Raw genomic sequence first — 17265 nt, forward strand, 5'->3', positions numbered from 1 at the left:
CTCACTCCCGCCGCGCCCAGGCACCGCCCGAATACGCGTTGCTGCCGTCGAGCACCCACAGGCGCGACATCGTCGACGCACCGACACGCACATTGACCCGATAAAGGGTTCCGCCGATCGAGTCGACCACGCAGTCGAACGACGTTCCCCGCCCGCCCACCGCGGCCAGGGTGTAGCCCTTTGCCCGAAGTGCCGCGTACAGGGCGTTGTCGAAAGCCCCTCCGGGCGCGTGCGCCGGGGCCAGCGTGGTGACGCTGGGCGCCATGACATCGGCCATGCCAAGGACGACGTCCTCGACCACCGCGCGTCGGAGGGGATCCGCATCGGCCACCGAGTTCTTCACGGCCACCGGTGCGCAACCGGTCAGCCACACCAGGGCCAACCCTAGGTGGAAGCACGCGGCCCTCATCGGCGCCTCTCGATCGTGATCTTGCGCTGGCCGACGCCGACACCGGCGACGAGCACGGCCTTCTCGAACAACGTGTCCACGATGTAACGTCCATCCTGAAGGCGATAGTTGACCATCACCTCTTCGTTCTTCTTAAAGACGCTTCCGCTATCCCGAACGACAAGCAGGGTCGGCGCTTCGCCCTGCGAGAACGTGGTTGGCATCTCGATGATCGTTTTCACGCCATCGTTGTAAACACGCGACGGCTTGAACGGCGCGTTGCCCGACACCCGGTAACCGAAGTCGAGGTTACCCAGGTACTCCTTCTTCGGACCACCGGTGGTCGCCTTGCGTTGCTGCTCGGCCGCGACCTTCTTCTTGACCGCCGCCCATTTGGCGTCGACCGATTCGGAATAGGAGAAGGCCACGCGCGGCATGTACTCCGTGCGATGGGAGCGAAGGCGCAGGTGATAGGTACGACGGTCCGTGGTCACCATCAGCGAGGTTTCCAGACCGACATCCAGTGGTTTGATCACCAGATGCTGGATCGCGTCGTCGCCCGAGCCGGAGAGTGCGGGCTCGACCAGCCAACGCACGGCGTCACCAAGGTTCACCGAACTCACTTGCTCGCCAGGCTGGAGTTCGACGTCACACACCTGCATGACGGCACACACGATGCTCGGCTGCGACTGGCCGAAGAGAAAGCGGATCGTGCCATCGGGCCCCGGCACCGGCTTCACGGAAGCCGACGTGCTGGCTATCCACTTGCGCGAAATGTCGAGCCCTGCCTTTTCCTGGGCCGTGAGCTTCGGGTTGTCGGCGGAAAAGAATTGATTGGCGAGATCCGTCTCGGTGGTAGCGGCGGCGATGCCCGGCAAGAGCATCGCCAGCAAGGCGAAGAGAGATGTCTTAGTCATGTCGTGCCTGTCAGAACTGCTTCGACCAGGAATAGTCGGAGATATAGATACCCATCGGGTTGAGGCGGAGTTGCTCCTCATTGACCTCGGCCGGGAGCGGGCGCGCCTCGATATTGATGAGGGCGCGCATGCGGTAGGGCTTGCCCTGGATCTCGCCCTTGCGGGTGCGTTGGGTCTCGATCCAGTCGACCTGCCAAGTCGTCGCCGTCTGCGGAATGGCCGAGGCGATCTCGACGCCGACGGTCTGCTTCTCGGCACGCTTGAACGGATTGGTCTCGGGTGCACCGTTGAGGTACGCGGTCATCTTGCGTACGGCCACGCTTCCGGACGACATCAGCGCATACACCTTGAAGATGACCCGGCGCTGCATGGCGATGTCCGGCGTGACCGTGCGCGCGTTGACGATGAACTCGGCGACCGCCGCGCGGACGACCCGTTGATCGACCTTGTCGGCCTGCGAGGCCGGTGCCACGGCCATCGCCTCGCCGAGCTTGTTGACCTCGACCACGTAGGGCACGAACTTGGATTGGCTGCCGATGTAGACGACGCCACCCACGGCGGCGAAGACGATCAGCAGACTGAGCAAGGCCACCGCCTGCCACAGCGTGCGTGACGCGATGAGGCTGCCCACGTGCGAGTTCCAGGTGCGCCGCGCATTGAGATAGGGGTGGGCTTGCCCCTCGTGGGGCAGCGGCCGTGGCGCACCTGCCCTCCTTTTCTTCGGTTTCATGTTCAAACTCCGTAGTCCGCCAGTCGCAACCCTTTCAGTTGCAACCACTCGTGCACCCAGTCGTCGCCGTAGCGCGCTTCGAGGGTGCGGATCGTGGCGAGGGATTCCTTGTCGGTGCTGCCGATGAAAGCCAGGGCGAGCGGTCCGAGCGCAAGGTCGTAGAGACGCCGGCCCTTGTCCGACATGTAGTAGTAGTGACGCTTCTGCACCGCGGTGGCGAGAATCTCGATCTGGCGCGTGTTCAGGCCCATCCGCCGATACAGCACCGCGGCGTCGTCATCGCGGGCAAACGGATTGGGCAGGAAGATCTTCGTCGCCGTGGATTCGACGATCACATCGAGGATCCCCGAGTTGGCCGCATCGGAAAGACTCTGCGTGGCCATGACCACCAGGCAGTTGGACTTGCGCAGCACCTTCAACCACTCGCGGATCTTCGCCCGGAACACCGGATGGCCGAGCATCAGCCAGGCCTCGTCGAGGATGATGGCCGCCGGCTGCCCCTTCAGCGACGTCTCGATGCGACGGAACAGGTACAGCAGCACCGGCAGAACGAACTTGTCGCCGAGATTGAGCAAGTCTTCGATCTCGAACACGGCGAAGTCCGAGAGGCGCAGACCGTCGATCGACGCATCGAGCAGGTGCCCCATCGCGCCGTCGGCCGTGTAGACCTTGAGGGCTTCGCGGATCGACTCGTCCTGGATCATCAGGACGAACTCGGAGAGCGTGTTCGCTCCCGAGCCATGCATCGAGAGCATGGCGCTGCCGATCTCGTTGCGCTGCGCTGGCGTGGTCTGCACGCCGTTCAAGGCGAGCATGGCATCGATCCACTCCATGGCCCAGGCACGGTCCGCCTTGCTCTCGAGGAACTGCAGCGGACAGAAGGCCAGCGTGTCGTCGTCGCCGGCCACGTCGAAGTGCAGGCCGCCGCAGGCCTTGACCAGGGGATAGAGCGACCGCCCCTTGTCGAAGCAGTACAGCGACATGCCGGGATAGCGACGCAGCTGCGCGGCGAGCATGCCCAGGTGCGTCGACTTACCCGCACCGGTCGGGCCGAAGATGAAGGTATGGCCCAGGTCGTTCACGTGCAGGTTGAGGCGGAACGGCGTGGCGCCCTGCGTCACGCACTGCATGAGCGCCGGCGAGTTCGGTGGATACATGGGGCACGGGGCTTTCGCCAAGCCGGTCCAGATGGTCGAGCTCGGCAGCAGGTCGGCGAGGTTCAGCGTGTTGATCTGTGGCCGACGGACATTCTCGACACCGTGTCCGGGCATGCTCCCCAACAGCGCGTCCATGGTATTGACCGTCTCGATACGCGCCGCGAAGCCGCGCGCATTGATGGCCTTCTCGATCTGACGAACCGACCGGTCCAGGCGCGAACGGTCCTCGTCCGAAACGACGACGACGCTGGTGTAGTAGCCCTGGGCGACCACGCCGCTGTTGATCTCCGCGATGGCCGCCTCGGCGTCATGCATCATCGACAAGGCGTCGTAGTTCACCGAGCCCGTGTTGGTCTGGAATATCTGGTCGAAGAACCCACGGACCTTCTGCCGCCACTTCTTGCGGAACTTCTCCATCTCCTTGAGGGCCTGGTGCGGGTCCATGAAGATGAAGCGGTTCGACCAGCGGTACTCGCTTGGCAGCTCGGCCAGCGAGGCGAGGATGCCCGGATACGACTCCATCGGAAACCCTTCGATGGCGACCACGTGGACGAAGCGCCGGCCGATCCGCGGCGCGACACCGGCCCAGATCTCCTGACCGCCGACCAGGGCATCGATGTAGACCGGGTTGTCCGGCAGCTGGATCGGATGATCCAGGCCGGTCACGCAGAATTGCAGCCAGCGAAGAAAGTCGTCGTGCGTGACCTCGCGACCTTCCTCGGTGACGCTCTTGTGTCCCTTCAAGCGCGTCATCCGGAACACGCTGGAGAGCCGACTTTCGAACGACCGGCACTCGCGCTGGAAATCGCCGATGAGGGCCGTCGTCCGTTCGGTCTTGCCGGCGACCTCGCTGTCGTCGTCGAACATCAGTTCGACGAACTTGCGCTGGGCGAGTTGGGGCGGGAACCAGGTGACCGTCATCACCAGGTGGCCTTCGTACGTGGCCCCCAGGCTGCGGAACAGACGCCGGCGTTCCTCGTCCATCGCCGCGGAGACGGGGTCCGGAAAATGCGAGCTCGCCGCCGAGGCGTAATCGTGCGCGGGACGGCGAACGGCATCCACGTGGATCATCCAGCCGTTGCCCAGGCGAGCGAGCGCCTGGTTCACACGCATGGAGGCGGTCTCGCGCTGTTCGTCCGTGCTGCTGGCCGCGTCGTCGCCCTCGAAGATCCAGGCCGCCATGAACGCGCCGTTCTTGCACACGATGACGCCGTCGTCGACCACGGCGGCATAGTTGAGCAGGTCCGCCACGGCCTGGCCGTGGGGACGGCGATGATCGAGCTTCGGCTCCGCATCCAGGCGACGGATGCGGAACAGCAGGAGGACGACGAGGATGACGACGATCGCCAGCATCCCCGTCAGGATCGCGGCCATCATCGGTACTGGGCCTCCTCGGCCGGACCGTTCGTACGGAACGGCGTCGACCGCGCGGCATAGTACGGCCGGTAGCGACGTTGTCGCAGATAGACGAAGCGCATCTTGGGATCCGCCTTCGCCATGACGCGAAACACCTGGACGGCGGCGATCCACATGAACGTGCCGAAGATTGCGGCCTTCATCTCCTGCGCGGAGAAGATCAAGGCACCGGCCAGCAGGCCCGCAAACATCACCAACTCTCGGTCGCCACCGAGTACGAGGTTGTCACGGTTTCCCGCCCGCCTGATAGGTACGGTGCGGATTGCCATCAGCTCAGCTGCCCAATGGCCGGCAGTAGCACAGCTGTCCTCGAGCTATCCGGCTGCCAGTTAAGACCGAGAAGCGAGACGACCGACTTCGCCTGGACGATGACTGAAACAACGAGAACGATGAAGATCATCGTTCGCATGAATCCGCTGATCTCGCCACCGAAGATAAGCATGGCGCCGCATCCCACAATACCCATAAGGGAGATGATGAACGGGACGGGTCCGGTCATGGAAGCATAGAAAACATCAATGCCTTTTTGATACGGGAGCACGTCGTCTACGGCGAGAGCCAATCCGGGGAAGAGGATTGCAAGCGTTGCTAATGCAGTGACCACGAGTGAAGGAAGCGAGTTCTTCCTGCTAACTGCGGATCTAGGGACGAAATTCATGGGCATTTCCTGATCTTTCAAAGATTGCGCAGCACATAACGCCCATCCTCGAAGCCTTCGACGGCAACGATTTCCTGGACGCGACGGCCGCTCGGGGTGCGCGAGATATGAACGAGCAGATGAACGGCTTCGCCGATCAGGGGCTCGATGGGCCGCGGCGCATCGCGGTGCATGCTGATGAGCATCGACAGGCGGGAGAGGCCTGCGCGTGCATCGTTGGCGTGGAGTGTCGCCGCGCCACCTTCGTGACCGGTGTTCCACGCCATGAGGAGATCGAGCGCTTCCGGCCCGCGCACCTCGCCGACGAGGATGCGGTCCGGGCGCATGCGCAGCGAAGTACGCAACAGCTGGGTCATGCCGACCTCGAACGAGGTGCGGTACTGGACGAAGTTCTCGGCCGAGCACTGGATCTCGCCCGTGTCTTCGATGATGAAGACGCGCTCGCGGGCGTCGGCATCGACCATCTCGCGGATGAGTGCGTTGACCAGGGTGGTCTTGCCCGACCCGGTGCCGCCGATGACGAGGATGTTGCGATGGCTGTGAATGGCCTTCATCAGCACGTCGCGGTGGGACTCGCTGAGCACGCCGGTCGCGACATAGTCGGCCAGGGTGAAGATCGACACGGCCTTCTTGCGCAGGGCGAAGGTCGGCCCGCTGACGATGGGCGGCAGTTGCGCGGCGAAGCGCGAGCCGTCGAGCGGAAACTCGGACTCGAGCACCGGGTTCGCTCGCGTGATTTCCTTGCCGTAGTAGCCGGCGGTGGTCTTGATCACGGCTTCGGACTGACTGGGACGCATGCTACCGATGCAGCGCATGCCCTCGCCTAACCGCTCCTGCCACAGGCGGCTGTCGGCATTGAGCATGATCTCGACCGTCCTGGGGTCGTTGAAGGCGTTCATGAACGCGTCGCCGAGATCGCGTAGCAGTTTCTCTCGTGCGCGCTCTTTGACGACGGCTGAAACGCCGGCGATTGGTCCCTGGTCCATGTGTGTTGCGGTCACCCTGGCACCGGCGCGCCCGTCATGGTCGCCACCGGAGATAGTGCAAACGGGCGCCTCCGCGTCCCGAACGTTGGTGCAGCGGTCGTTACGCTGCCTTCTTGAGCGGTTGCGGCCCGATGGCCTCGGATGTGACGCACGTCGCGCGCACCGCGCGGTGCATGCCATGCATATCCACGGTGTCCAGCGACGCCGGCAGGTCGACATGGCAGGCCGAGAGCGACTGCTCGCCCCAGCGCACCGTCAGGCGCGCGCCGGCGGCGACGCCCCGGGTGAATATCTTGCTGCCCTGTCCCACCACGCCGACGACCTGGCCGTCGGCGTCGGTCACCGAGGCGCCGAACGGCAGCGGCTCGCCGTCGGCGCGGGATGCCTGAATCAGCAGGGCGCGTGAGACGGTGGTGCGGTAGTCGAGCCGAGCGAAGGCACCCGCGCGCGGCGCGACGCTCTCGCTGGTGCTTTCCAGCTCGACGTCCTGCGAGGCGCCCTTGGGATTGATGGAAACGGTATTGAGTTGATAGGGCTGCAGGCCGCGCACCACCGCATTGCCGCGACCGTCGAGCCGGGCGCCACTGTGGCTGTCGATCCTCGCGCCCGCGGCACCCGGCGCATGGATGATCGCGTTCGTTTCGCCCAGTTCCTGCGCCAGCGTCAGGCCATCACGATGGGCCACCAGGGCACCGGCGGTACCGAGCGAGTACTGGGATGTTCCGCCGGTGCGGCCGACGCCAATGCGGTATGTGCCCGCGTAGGTGCGATAGGCGAGGCTTGCGTTGCCGCCGTGGATGGCGCTGCGGGCGGTGCTCTCCGAGCGGCTGCCGGACAGGTTGTACGTGAGGTCGCTCGCGCTATCGAGCGCGCCCGTCAACGATGCCTGCGCCGTGGCGTATCCGCCGACCGTCCGGTTATGACTGACGTTGAGATTCGGCGAGCGCGGCGAACTTCCCAGCGGCACCGATAACGCCAGGTAGATCGTCGTGTCGATGCCGTCGTCGCGGCGCCCGTTCGCGCTGCCGAACCCGGCACCGAACCCGGCGCCGAATGCGTTACCGAGGCGCGAGCGCTGCACCGATACGTTGTACGACAACGTACGCCAGCTGCCGCCGTAGCCAAGCGAATAGTTGACGCCCCGCGAACGGGATCCCCAGTAGCCGATCGACGAACCGGTCGCGACCAGGCGTCCGCCGCCGATCGTCTGGCCGACGGTCACGTCGAACCGGCTTCGCTCGCCACCGATGCGATCGCCCGGTGCGCCGCGACGCAGGCGCTCGCGCAGGTTGGCCGCGTCGGTGACACCGAGGTAGTCGCGCGTGGAGAATCGGTAGGCGGCGATACCGATACTGGTCCCCGTGGCATTGACGGTGCGGCTGTAGCGAAGGCGCGTGCTGACGCCGCGACGCGTTCCCGCCGCACGAAAGGCCGCGCGCGAACCCGTGACATCCAGCGAAACGGCACCGAAGGGAAGATTGACCGCGGCGCCGAGAAGACCGGCTACGTAGCTGTTGGAGGCAGTCGTTCCACCATACAGCGTGGTGCTGTTGGTGACGCCGCGCTGCACGGTCGCCTGAAGAATGAAGGGGGTGGCGGCAAGGCTCGTTTCCGACACTTGGCCGGCGGCGACGGCGAAACGTGTCGTGCCTTGCCGCAGCATCTGCGGCACCGACGTGTACGGGACCACGATGGTCTTGGTCCGGCCGTCGGCCTCGGTGATGACGACTTCAAGGTCGCTGCCGTAGCCGGTGGGATACAGATCGTCGAGTTCGAAGGCACCTGGGGCGACCGTGGTGCTGGCGATGACGTAACCGTTCTGACGTACGGTGACCTGGGCATTGCTTTCGGCAACGCCGCGGATGACCGGAGCGTAGCCGCGCTGCGACGCCGGCAGCATGCGTTGGTCGCTCGCGATCGACACGCCGCGGATACGCACGCTGTCGAGAATCTCGCCGCTGGTGTAGCTGTCTCCCAGGGTCAACTGGGCGCGCGCATCCGTCAGGTCATGCTGGGCGTAGGTGAGGCTGTTCTGCCACTGCCTGTGCCCATCGGCCACGTTCAGCGCACCGTTGTGGCGCAGCCGCCACCCGCCCAGGTTCGCACCGGCGTTCACCCCGAGAAAGGTCGACGTCGACCGCCGTCCATCGGAGCGGAGCTGAAAGGTGTTGGCGTTGTAGTTGAGCATGAACGCCTGCTCGCCTTCGTCCCACAGATCGGGGCTCACGTAGCCGCGTGCGCGGCTTGCCATGAAGATCTGCGGCAGCGTGACGTGCAGGATCTGATCCGCGTCGTCGAAGTCCACGGTGGCACCGGGGATCGCGGTATCGAGGTGACCGCACAGCAACGTACTGCCGTCGAGTTGTCGCCGCGACTCGCTATCGCCGCGCGTCTCGAGCTTGTCCATGTCCAGGCCGAAGGCGACCAGCATGTCGCGGTTGAAACAGGGCTGCGCGCTGGTACTGTCCGCGACCTGCCGGAACGTGACCTCGCGTCCTCCCGGGATGGGCTGGCCGTTGACCTGGATCTGCGGCCGATAGATACCCGCCAGCGTGACGTTGCCCCGCTCGAAGCGCGAGAGGTCCAGTCCGGCCGCCGATGAATGGATGAAGTCCGAGTTGAATACCGCCTGCGGATCGAGTGCGGCGGGAGAGGGATCGGGCTCGACGGGATCGATCGCCGCCTCGGCGACGCCTGGGAGCGCCAATGCCAGCGCCATCACCAGCGGGTGGCGGGCGAGCATGCGGGCGCCGTTGGCGCGGGGAATGGTCGTTGGGAGGTGGTTCATCGTGGTGTCACTGGCCGAGCGTCGCTTTATGCGCTACGAAGCCGCCGTAATCGTTGATCGTCTGGAACTCGACATCGACCTTGCTACCCGGTTCGACGACGGTCGTGGTGGGAACCGTGTAGACACCATGCGGCTCCAGCGCGAACGGCTCCGCCTCGACGTCCTTGCCGTCTACCTTGAGCTTCACGTCGTTGACGGTGACGTGGAATGCGCTGTCGTTGCCTACCGAAACACCGCCACCGCCGGGGATGCTCCAGGCGAGCCTTTCCGCCGCCGCGTCGGCCGAACCGGCCAGGCCCTTGGGCCGATAGAAAAGCTTGAGCCGGTAGCGAAACGCGAGTTGCATCTGACCGACGTCGTCCTCGGTGGCTTCCGCCTTGGGCGGAACTTCGAGGATGTTCAGCCAGAACTGCGATTCGCGGTCGGTCGGGAGCTCGCCGCCGGTGTATGCCACGCGCAGCGTCTGCGCCTTTCCAGCCTCGACCCGCGAGATGGGTGGGGTCACGTTGAACGGGACGTCGATCGTTTCCGGCTTGGCATTCGCATTGCCGTCGTCGAGCCATGCCTGTGTAAGCGCCGGCAGCTTGCCGACGTTGCTCACCTTGACGACGATTTCCTTCTCGCCCGCCCGGTAGACGAAGCGGGTGCCATTCATCACCACGCTTGCAGCGGCAGGGGTGGTGCTGGCGGCGCAGAGTATGGCCGCGCCGATGCGGAGCCACCGCGAGCGGCAGCTGGAAGAGTGCTTGTTCATGACATCCCTTTGGGCGGGTCGGTCGCCAATGGAGACCGGCGACCGACGTATTGCTTACGGCTCGAAGCGGATCGTGTACTTCACCGAACCCGTTGCCTTACCCGGCGCAACCGTCGCGCCGGTCTGCTCGAACGCCACCACGTGAGCAAGGACCGCCTGGTTGTTCACGATATCCTTCTTGATGGGCTTCTGGTCACCCCAGATGTCGATCAGTTCCTGGTTCTCGTTCATGAGGCGGAACTGCACGCCGGTCGCCGTGCCGGAGGTGACCTTCACCATACCCGTCGTGCTGTCGACCAATGCGCTGTCCGGGTCGAACGATGCCCAGACCTTCGTGGTGTCGGTGCAGTTGGTCTCGCCAGGCTTGCCGATGTAGATACGGAAGCCGGTCTCACCGACGCGTGTGCCGATACCGGTGAACTTCGATGCATCCACACCGGCAAGGTTGACGGTGAAGTTCGGGCCAACGCCGCCCTCGCCGCTGACGCTGCAGGAGACGTTGGTGATCTCGCCGTCGAAGGTAATCGTGCCGGCCGATGCGAATGCCGATGGAGCCGCCGCGCCTGCGATCAGCAGGGCGGAAAGTGTTGCCTTGAGGTTCATCCAGTTAACCTTTTACTGTTTGTGTCGATCAACGACCAAAGCGGTCGCCGGGCTTGGGGAGACACGGGGTCATCCCCGCGCATCACGCAGCCGATGCTCGACCAACGCGAGCGCCAGTAGAAGTTTGTAGGAGTTGACCTTCAATCTATATGGAAGATTACTCAAAAATGGCGTTTTCCTACGTACGACGAAGGGCTCCGCCGCAGCGTTTGGGCGCCATTCTCAAGACAGCGGACGCGCGAAGTGATACGAGTCGATCGCTCCGCGACGAACCTATCGACCGATCCTGCGCAGCGGCTTGCCACTCATCAGGTTGCTCTCGATCTCTTCCAGCGTCACACCCTTGGTCTCCGGCACCAGAAGGAAGGTGATCGCGATGAACACGGCATTGAGTCCACCGTAGAGCCAGAAGGTCTGCGCGTTACCGATGCCGCTGAGCAGGCTGAGGAAGGTCACGCCGACGACCCAGTTGGTGGCCCAGTTGGTGAAGGTCGATGCGGCGATGCCGAAATCGCGCCCCTTCAGTGGCTGCACTTCGGAGCAGAGGGTCCAGATCAACGGACCGGCGGACATCGCGAAGCCCACGATGAAGAGCAACAGCATGCCCACGGTAAAGAACTGCTCGCCGCGGGAATGGATCCCCAGGCCCATCATCGTACCGACGACACCCAGGCCGATCGCCATGATGGCGAATCCCGCATACAGGATCGGCTTGCGCCCCAGGCGATCGACGAGGCCGAAGGCGATGAGGGTGGCCAGGACATTGGTCAGGCCGACAGCCGCCGTGAACCACATCTGTGCGTGGGTGTCGTAGCCCATGTCCTTGAAGATGCGCGGCGCGTAGTACATCACCACGTTCATGCCGGTGAACTGCTGCATGGCCTGCAGAAGGACGCCGAGCCCCACCGAACGACGGAAGTTGCCGTTCTCCCGGAACATGCTCCAGCCGTGCTGCTTCGTCTTCAGCTGTTCGTCGATCGCGGCGATTTCCTGCTTCACCACCGCCGCGTCACCGCGGAGTTTGGCCAGCACCACCTCGGCGTCTTCGCGACGACCCCGCATGAGCAACCAGCGCGGGCTATCCGGAAGGAAGAACAGCCCGACGAGGAACAGCACGCCGGGTGCCGCGATTATCCCGAGCATCCAGCGCCAGTTTCCGGTCGAGCTGAAGGCCGTATCCGAGAGGAAGGCGAGAAGGATGCCGGTGGTGATCATCAGCTGGTAGGTGGAGATCATCGCGCCGCGAATTTTCTCCGGCGCGACTTCGGCAAGGTACAGCGGCGCGGTGAATGTCGCGACGCCGATCGCCACGCCCAGCACGCAGCGGGCCACGATCAGAATCGCCGGCGACCAGGCTACCGCGCAGAACAGCGAGCCACCGATGAACACGATGCCGGCGAACATGAGCGAGCGCTTGCGCCCCAGCGTGGCGGACATCCAGCCGGCGCCCAGCGCGCCGACACACGCACCCAGCATCATCGAGCTGACGATCCATTCCACCGCGCTGTCCGACACCTTGAAGTCGGACTGGATGAACTGGGTCGCGCCCGAGATGACGCCGATATCCAGGCCGAACATCAGGCCGGCGAGTGCGGCGAGGATGCACGTGGTGACGATTGCCGCCTTCGGATGAGCGGCTTCGAGTTGTTGCTTGACGGCGGCATCCATGGAATCGGTTCCTTCGCGATGAATGTAGACGCCCGGCATTGAATGCCTCGACATGTATCGGACCCGTATGCGATGTGTCGGCGGCGAGTGAGTCCGCAAGAAAATGTGCGGATTCGGCAAACTCCATCGAGGGAACGGCGGAAGCGATCGGTAGCCTTCATGATGGCAACGACGGGATCGCCGGTTCGTTTGCGTACCGCGTCGGTCCCGCGTCGCTGCGGGCGATCTCCGACATTGACCACCGAAAGACGTAAGCATCGCCAAGCGTGACAAGCATTCGCCTGTGTTAGCGTCGATTCGTTAATCCTTACGCACGTAGCCGCCTTGGTCATACATCCTGCAAGCTCATTGAACGACGACCCCACGCTCACCACGCGCGATGCGGCGCGCCTGCTCGGCATTTCCGTCAGCACCGCACAGAAGTGGATCGAGAGCGGCGCGCTCGAATCCTGGAAGACGCCGGGCGGTCATCGCCGCATGCGGCAGAGTGCGGTCATCGCCCTGCTGGAAGAGCGCACGGCGATGTCGACCGACAGCCAGCCCCCCATGCCTCACGAACTGCGGGCGGAGCGTGCGCCGGGCTATCCGGTGGCTCGCGACGAGGCCGCTCGTCTTCGCATGGTCGGGCGCACCGGGCTGCTCGGAACCGCCGCCGATCCCGCGTTCGATCGCCTTACCTGGCTCGCCACGCTGATAGCCGGCACATCGACCGCGGTCGTCTCCCTGCTCACGGCGAAGCGCCAGTGGTTCAAGTCGGCAAGGGGAACGAATCTCACCGAGACGCCGCGCGAGTGGGCGTTCTGCAATCACGCCGAGATCGACGAGGCCATCCTCACCGTCGAGGATGCGCGCGAAGACGCGCGCTTCAAGGCGAATCCGCTGGTCACGGGCGCTCCCCACATCCGGTTCTATGCAGGATGCCCCTTGCGCGGGCCGGAAGGCCACCTGCTGGGCACGCTTTGCGTCGTCGACAGCACGCCGCGGCGCCTGGACGCGACACAGAAACAAGGACTGCGCGCGCTGGCGGATATCGCCGAAGACGAAATCCGCCTGTACATGGTCCAGCACGGTCGTCGCTGGACGTGACCGCGACGCTGGGAATCGCCGCGAGCACGTCGCGGTAGCTGGCGCCTGCGTCAGGCCAGTTCGGCGACGGCGCGGCGCACGTTGTCGATCCCGCCGGCCTGCGTGTTCGTCGCCCGCGCCACGTCGGAAACCCGATCGAGCAACGCGCTGACCGCGGTCAGGATATCGCGCATGGCGGCCCCGGCCTCTCCGCTTCGCGCGCTGCCTTCGCGGACACGGTCGAGCGTACTCTCGATCAGGCTGCGAATCTCCCGGGCGGAATCCGCACTCCGCTGCGAGAGCATGCGCACCTCCTGTGCCACGACGGCGAAGCCCTTGCCATGGCTTCCCGAACGAGCCGCCTCGATGGTGGCATTGAGCGCGAGGATGTTCGTCTGGAAGGCGATCGCATCGATCAGGCCGACGATCTCGGCCATATCCTGCGCGCCGCCCTGGATAGCCGCCATGGTTGCGATCACTGCCTCGACCATGGCACCGCCGTCCGCCGCGGAGCGACTGGCATCGTTGGCCAGCGCGTTGGTCACCCGTGCCTGTTCGGCAATGGCGGGCACGGTGTCGGCGAGTTCCGTGAGCGAAGCATGGAGCGTTCGCGTGGCGCGCGTCTGTGCGGTGACGTCCGTCGCGTACTTCACCACCTTGAACGGACGACCCGCCATGTCGAGGATCGGGTTGTAGCTACCCTGGATCCATACTTCGCGGCCATGCCGGTCCACCCGGCGATAGAGCGACGAATCGTATTCGCCGCGGCCGAGCTTCTCCCAGAATGCTCGGTACTCATGGCTTTCGCGGTCGGCGCGGTCGACGAACATGCGGTGGTGCTGGCCGATCACTTCGTCACGCGTGTAACCCATGGTCGCGAGGAAGTTGTCATTGGCCTCGAGGATGATCCCGTCCAGGCTGAAGCTGACGACCGCCTGCGCCTTGTCGATCGCCGCGAGACGACCTTCCATGTCGGCGGCACGAAGACGCTGGTCGGTCACGTCGGTGGCGAACTTCACCACCTTGCACGGGCGGCCGTGGCGATCCAGTACCGGGTTGTAGCTCGCCTGGATCCAGACCTCGTGGCCCTGTGCACCGAATCGACGGTACAGGCCCACATCGGGCTCGCCGGCACCCAGGCGTGCCCAGAACGCTGCATACGCTGCGCTTTCCGCTTCGATGGGATCGACGAACATGCGGTGATGCCTGCCGACGATGTCTTCCCGTGCGTAGCCCACCGCGGCGAGGAAGTTGGCGTTCGCATCGAGGATGGTCCCATCGAGCGAGAACTCGATGACGGCCTGGGTGCGATCGATGGCGGCGATCTTTCCGCGCATGGCGGATCGCGACGTTCCGAGGCGAGAGCGAAGGCGAGTGATGAAGTCGATGCCCATGAGAGGTTCTACCCGGTCGGGGTGGTTCGAATGTCCTTATCGACCTGGCCTTCATGGGGCTTTATATGCAATGCCGATTACGCGTAGAGGTTATCGGGTATCGCCGCTGAAGCGGCTCCCACAGGGGTGCGGGAAATGGCTCCCATAGGGGTGCGGGAGATGGCTCCCACAGGGGCGGCGGGAAATGGCTCTCATAGGGGCACGGGAGATGGCTCATGCAGGGGTGCTGAAGCGGCACATTTGTCGAATTCGTTTTATTCGACGGCGCCGATGCTCAGATCGCGCGAATCGGTGCGGCCGTGATCGTCGACCACGCGGATGAGAAAACGTCCCGTACGTTCCGGAGCCCACATCAGCGGTTGGCCGCTGGCTACGCTGCCCAGGTAGGCGTCGTCGACGAACCAGTACAGTGTGCGTGAGCCGGCGTCCGTCGTCGCGGTGAATCCGATGCGTTCACTGCCCAGGCGCGACACACGGATCTGGTACGTACTTCCCCTCAGCGGCGAGGTGATCTTCGGTGGATCGCCGGCGAGCTGGCCGCCCCCCTGGCAATCGGGCAGCGGCGGTGGCGTTCGGCGTGCCATGCCCGCCTGGGCGAACACCCGCGCGAGATCGGACGGCCAGTATTCGTAGATCTCGGTCCGCGTGCGTTCGGGATCGTATGGCGGACAAGCGGGCTTGCCGGTTGCCTTGTCCACCACGACGGGCCGGTGAATGTTGCTGACGCGGATCGGCGACTTGCCGGGGATGAACCAGGTGCTGCCGACCTGCGGACACCACGCATTCGGGAGATCCCCACTGGCCAGGCAGATCGGCACGCGCCGGAGGTTGGGCGGATTGCGCCGGATGGGTTCGACCAGTCCGGGGCGTTCGGCACGCAATGCGTCGGCGATGCGGAAGAACAACGGCGCGGCCGCGTCGACGCCGACAAAGGCCGGGTTGCCGCTGCCGTCGAAGTTGCCGATCCACACCACCAGTACGTAGGGACCAAAGCTGCCGGCGGTCCACGCATCGCGAAAGCTCCACGAGGTGCCTGTCTTCCAGTACAGCGGCAATCGCGAAGGCTGCGCGGCCACGGCATCGTCGGGCCGCGGATTCTGGCGAAGCATGTCCATGACCATGAAGCTGGCTTCCTCGCTCAACAGGCGCGTGCCCTTGCTCCGCGGTTGCTCGGCCAGCGTGCGCAGGGGGCGCAACTCGCCGCGATTGGCCAGCATCGCGTACAGGCCGGCCAGCTCCTGCATGGTCACTTCGCCGCCACCGAGGACCAGCGCAAGGCCGTAGTGCTTCTCGCTGGCCATGCGCGAGACGCCGGCGTCGTGGAGGAACTGGTAAAGGTTCGGGTTGGCGAGCCGGGAGGCGATCTGCACGGCGGGAATATTGCGACTGCGCACCAGGGCCTGGGTCGCCGTCACCGGACCGAGGAAGTGACCGTCGAAGTTCTCCGGCGTGTACGGACCGAAGGCCGACGGAACATCGCGCAGGACGGTCTCGGGGTGGAGCAGACCCTGGTCGAAGCCGAGCCCGTAGATGAACGGCTTCAGCGTCGACCCCGGCGAGCGCTTGGCCTGCGTCCCATTGACCTGACCGAAGATCGACGAATCGAAGTAGTCGGCCGAGCCGACCATCGCCTTGACGCCCATATCGCGCGTGTCGATCAGGATCGCCGCGGCGTTACGGATGCCGCGATCGCCGCTGCGCTCCACATACTGGCGAACCTGGCGCTCCAGGCTGTGTTGCAAGCCAAGATCGAGCGTGGTCGTGACACGCATGTCCTCGTTGCCATCGAGCCGGCGTTCGGCCAGCACCTGCTCGACGAAGTGCGGCGCCTCGAACGGCAGCCGCGACAGCGGGCGGAGTCGCAGCGGCAGCTCGAACAAGGGAGCCGCTGTCGCATCGGCGGGATGCCTGGTGACCCATCGGGCGAAGAGGCGGTCGCGCGAGGTCTTCAGCGCCGTGTCGATCACGGTGCTGCCATTGACGTTGCCGGGAAGGCCGCGCGATGGGTCCTGCGGGATGACCGCAAGGGTCAGCGCCTCGGGAAGGCTCAATCGGCCGGGCGCCTTGCCGAAGTAGGCAAGGCTTGCCGCTCCCACACCTTCCACGTTGCGACCGTAGGGCGCCGCGTTGAGGTAGGCCTCGAGAATGTCGTGCTTGGAGTATTCCGCTTCCAGCTGCAACGCGCGCATCGCCTGCACGAGCTTGCCGCCGGGGTGACGCGTGTCGAGATGCCAGATCAGCCTGGCCAGCTGCATGGTGACGGTGGATCCACCCTGCGGACTGCCGTGCCGGACATAGGTCACCCAGGCGCCGCGCAGGAGGCCCCAGGCGCTCACTCCCGGATGCCAGCGAAACCAGCGATCCTCATGCAGCAGCACGCCATCGACGAGGGCGGGCGAGATGTCTTCGAGCGGCACCCATAAGCGATAACGGTCGTCGCTGGCGAGGGTGAGCCGCAGGAGGCGGCCGTCCGCGTCGTAGACGGCCGTGGACGAAGGGAACCACGCGCGCAGCGGCTCGCGCGGCCAGATCCGGCAGGCCACGGGTAGCGCCGCAAGCAGCAGCAACGCCACGAGGACGTTGTGCCATTTGAGCCAGCGAAGTCGGGGGATGACTGTCATCTGCGTGTTACCGGACTGCCCTTGCTCTATGTAGGAGCAGGCTGCTGCTCCATGTGGGAGCCGACTGCCGTTTCATGTGGAAGCCGGCTGCCGTTCCATGTGGAAGCCGGCTACTGCTCT

Annotated in this window: 14 protein-coding genes and 1 pseudogene; 1 reads left to right on the forward strand and 14 read right to left on the reverse strand. The window is 64.9% G+C overall.

All coding sequences use genetic code 11. From position 1 onward, the window contains the following. Window position 1: 1 nt before the first annotated feature. The 11 genes from VM621_RS16685 to VM621_RS16735 form a co-directional block, all read right to left on the reverse strand. Window positions 2–409, reverse strand: coding sequence for a hypothetical protein (locus VM621_RS16685; RefSeq protein ID WP_325470078.1), 408 nt, complete (start codon window positions 407–409; stop codon window positions 2–4). Continuing rightward, entirely contained in the window at window positions 406–1305 is a 900-nt protein-coding gene (gene trbG, locus VM621_RS16690) for a P-type conjugative transfer protein TrbG (protein ID WP_325470079.1), read from the reverse strand. The genes VM621_RS16685 and trbG overlap by 4 nt, the downstream gene beginning before the upstream one ends. Window positions 1306–1315: 10 nt before the next feature. Beyond that, window positions 1316–2035 carry a VirB8/TrbF family protein gene (locus tag VM621_RS16695; RefSeq protein ID WP_325470080.1) on the reverse strand — a complete coding sequence of 240 codons (720 nt, stop codon included), beginning with the start codon at window positions 2033–2035 and terminating at the stop codon, window positions 1316–1318. A 2-nt stretch (window positions 2036–2037) separates the two neighbouring features. After that, on the reverse strand, window positions 2038–4569 hold the full coding sequence (locus tag VM621_RS16700) for a VirB4 family type IV secretion/conjugal transfer ATPase (RefSeq protein ID WP_325470081.1): 2532 nt from the start codon (window positions 4567–4569) through the stop codon (window positions 2038–2040). Next, window positions 4566–4877 carry a conjugal transfer protein TrbD gene (locus VM621_RS16705; protein ID WP_325470082.1) on the reverse strand — a complete coding sequence of 104 codons (312 nt, stop codon included), beginning with the start codon at window positions 4875–4877 and terminating at the stop codon, window positions 4566–4568. Before VM621_RS16705 ends, VM621_RS16700 begins: the two co-directional genes overlap by 4 nt. Beyond that, window positions 4877–5266, reverse strand: coding sequence for a TrbC/VirB2 family protein (locus VM621_RS16710; RefSeq protein WP_325470083.1), 390 nt, complete (start codon window positions 5264–5266; stop codon window positions 4877–4879). The genes VM621_RS16705 and VM621_RS16710 overlap by 1 nt, the downstream gene beginning before the upstream one ends. Before the next feature lie 17 nt (window positions 5267–5283). Beyond that, window positions 5284–6252, reverse strand: a complete 969-nt coding sequence (gene trbB / locus VM621_RS16715; RefSeq protein WP_325470084.1) for a P-type conjugative transfer ATPase TrbB — start codon at window positions 6250–6252, stop codon at window positions 5284–5286. Window positions 6253–6352: 100 nt separating this feature from the next. Next, window positions 6353–9040 (reverse strand): fimbria/pilus outer membrane usher protein, encoded by a 2688-nt coding sequence (locus VM621_RS16720; RefSeq protein WP_325470085.1) that lies wholly within the window; start codon window positions 9038–9040, stop codon window positions 6353–6355. Between the two features lie 7 nt (window positions 9041–9047). Further along, complete coding sequence (locus tag VM621_RS16725; protein WP_325470086.1) at window positions 9048–9794, reverse strand: fimbrial biogenesis chaperone; 747 nt, start codon at window positions 9792–9794, stop codon at window positions 9048–9050. Between the two features lie 54 nt (window positions 9795–9848). Continuing rightward, window positions 9849–10397, reverse strand: coding sequence for a fimbrial protein (locus VM621_RS16730; protein WP_325470087.1), 549 nt, complete (start codon window positions 10395–10397; stop codon window positions 9849–9851). Window positions 10398–10670: 273 nt separating this feature from the next. Next, complete coding sequence (locus tag VM621_RS16735; RefSeq protein WP_325470088.1) at window positions 10671–12065, reverse strand: sugar porter family MFS transporter; 1395 nt, start codon at window positions 12063–12065, stop codon at window positions 10671–10673. Window positions 12066–12413: 348 nt separating this feature from the next. Here VM621_RS16735 and VM621_RS16740 point away from each other — a divergent pair, with 348 nt between their 5' ends. Further along, the gene (locus VM621_RS16740) at window positions 12414–13151 is read left to right on the forward strand and encodes a helix-turn-helix domain-containing protein (protein ID WP_325470089.1); all 738 of its coding nucleotides are present in this window, start codon (window positions 12414–12416) and stop codon (window positions 13149–13151) included. Window positions 13152–13201: 50 nt separating this feature from the next. Here the strand turns inward: VM621_RS16740 and VM621_RS19650 are convergent, their stop codons facing one another. From VM621_RS19650 to pbpC, 3 genes and pseudogenes are all read right to left on the reverse strand, one after another. Further along, window positions 13202–13621, reverse strand: a complete 420-nt coding sequence (locus tag VM621_RS19650; protein ID WP_414674560.1) for a methyl-accepting chemotaxis protein — start codon at window positions 13619–13621, stop codon at window positions 13202–13204. Window positions 13622–13747: 126 nt separating this feature from the next. After that, window positions 13748–14524 (reverse strand): annotated as a pseudogene (locus VM621_RS19655) (PAS domain-containing protein); the annotation flags it as partial. A 254-nt stretch (window positions 14525–14778) separates the two neighbouring features. Next, window positions 14779–17145 carry a penicillin-binding protein 1C gene (pbpC, locus tag VM621_RS16750; protein ID WP_325470091.1) on the reverse strand — a complete coding sequence of 789 codons (2367 nt, stop codon included), beginning with the start codon at window positions 17143–17145 and terminating at the stop codon, window positions 14779–14781. Window positions 17146–17265 lie beyond the last annotated feature (120 nt).

The sequence above is a fragment of the Luteibacter sp. genome (assembly GCF_035539195.1).
Classification (GTDB): Bacteria; Pseudomonadota; Gammaproteobacteria; order Xanthomonadales; family Rhodanobacteraceae; genus Luteibacter.

What these genes read in the sequence shown, in the direction of transcription:
- VM621_RS16695 (WP_325470080.1), bottom strand. Translation starts at nt 2,035, where the DNA reads ATGAAACCGAAGAAAAGGAGGGCAGGTGCGCCACGGCCGCTGCCCCAC.
- trbB (WP_325470084.1), bottom strand. Translation starts at nt 6,252, where the DNA reads ATGGACCAGGGACCAATCGCCGGCGTTTCAGCCGTCGTCAAAGAGCGC.
- pbpC (WP_325470091.1), bottom strand. Translation starts at nt 17,145, where the DNA reads ATGACAGTCATCCCCCGACTTCGCTGGCTCAAATGGCACAACGTCCTC.
- VM621_RS16735 (WP_325470088.1), bottom strand. Translation starts at nt 12,065, where the DNA reads ATGGATGCCGCCGTCAAGCAACAACTCGAAGCCGCTCATCCGAAGGCG.
- VM621_RS16705 (WP_325470082.1), bottom strand. Translation starts at nt 4,877, where the DNA reads ATGGCAATCCGCACCGTACCTATCAGGCGGGCGGGAAACCGTGACAAC.
- trbG (WP_325470079.1), bottom strand. Translation starts at nt 1,305, where the DNA reads ATGACTAAGACATCTCTCTTCGCCTTGCTGGCGATGCTCTTGCCGGGC.
- VM621_RS16710 (WP_325470083.1), bottom strand. Translation starts at nt 5,266, where the DNA reads ATGAATTTCGTCCCTAGATCCGCAGTTAGCAGGAAGAACTCGCTTCCT.
- VM621_RS19650 (WP_414674560.1), bottom strand. Translation starts at nt 13,621, where the DNA reads ATGGTCGAGGCAGTGATCGCAACCATGGCGGCTATCCAGGGCGGCGCG.
- VM621_RS16685 (WP_325470078.1), bottom strand. Translation starts at nt 409, where the DNA reads ATGAGGGCCGCGTGCTTCCACCTAGGGTTGGCCCTGGTGTGGCTGACC.
- VM621_RS16725 (WP_325470086.1), bottom strand. Translation starts at nt 9,794, where the DNA reads ATGAACAAGCACTCTTCCAGCTGCCGCTCGCGGTGGCTCCGCATCGGC.
- VM621_RS16720 (WP_325470085.1), bottom strand. Translation starts at nt 9,040, where the DNA reads ATGAACCACCTCCCAACGACCATTCCCCGCGCCAACGGCGCCCGCATG.
- VM621_RS16700 (WP_325470081.1), bottom strand. Translation starts at nt 4,569, where the DNA reads ATGATGGCCGCGATCCTGACGGGGATGCTGGCGATCGTCGTCATCCTC.
- VM621_RS16730 (WP_325470087.1), bottom strand. Translation starts at nt 10,397, where the DNA reads ATGAACCTCAAGGCAACACTTTCCGCCCTGCTGATCGCAGGCGCGGCG.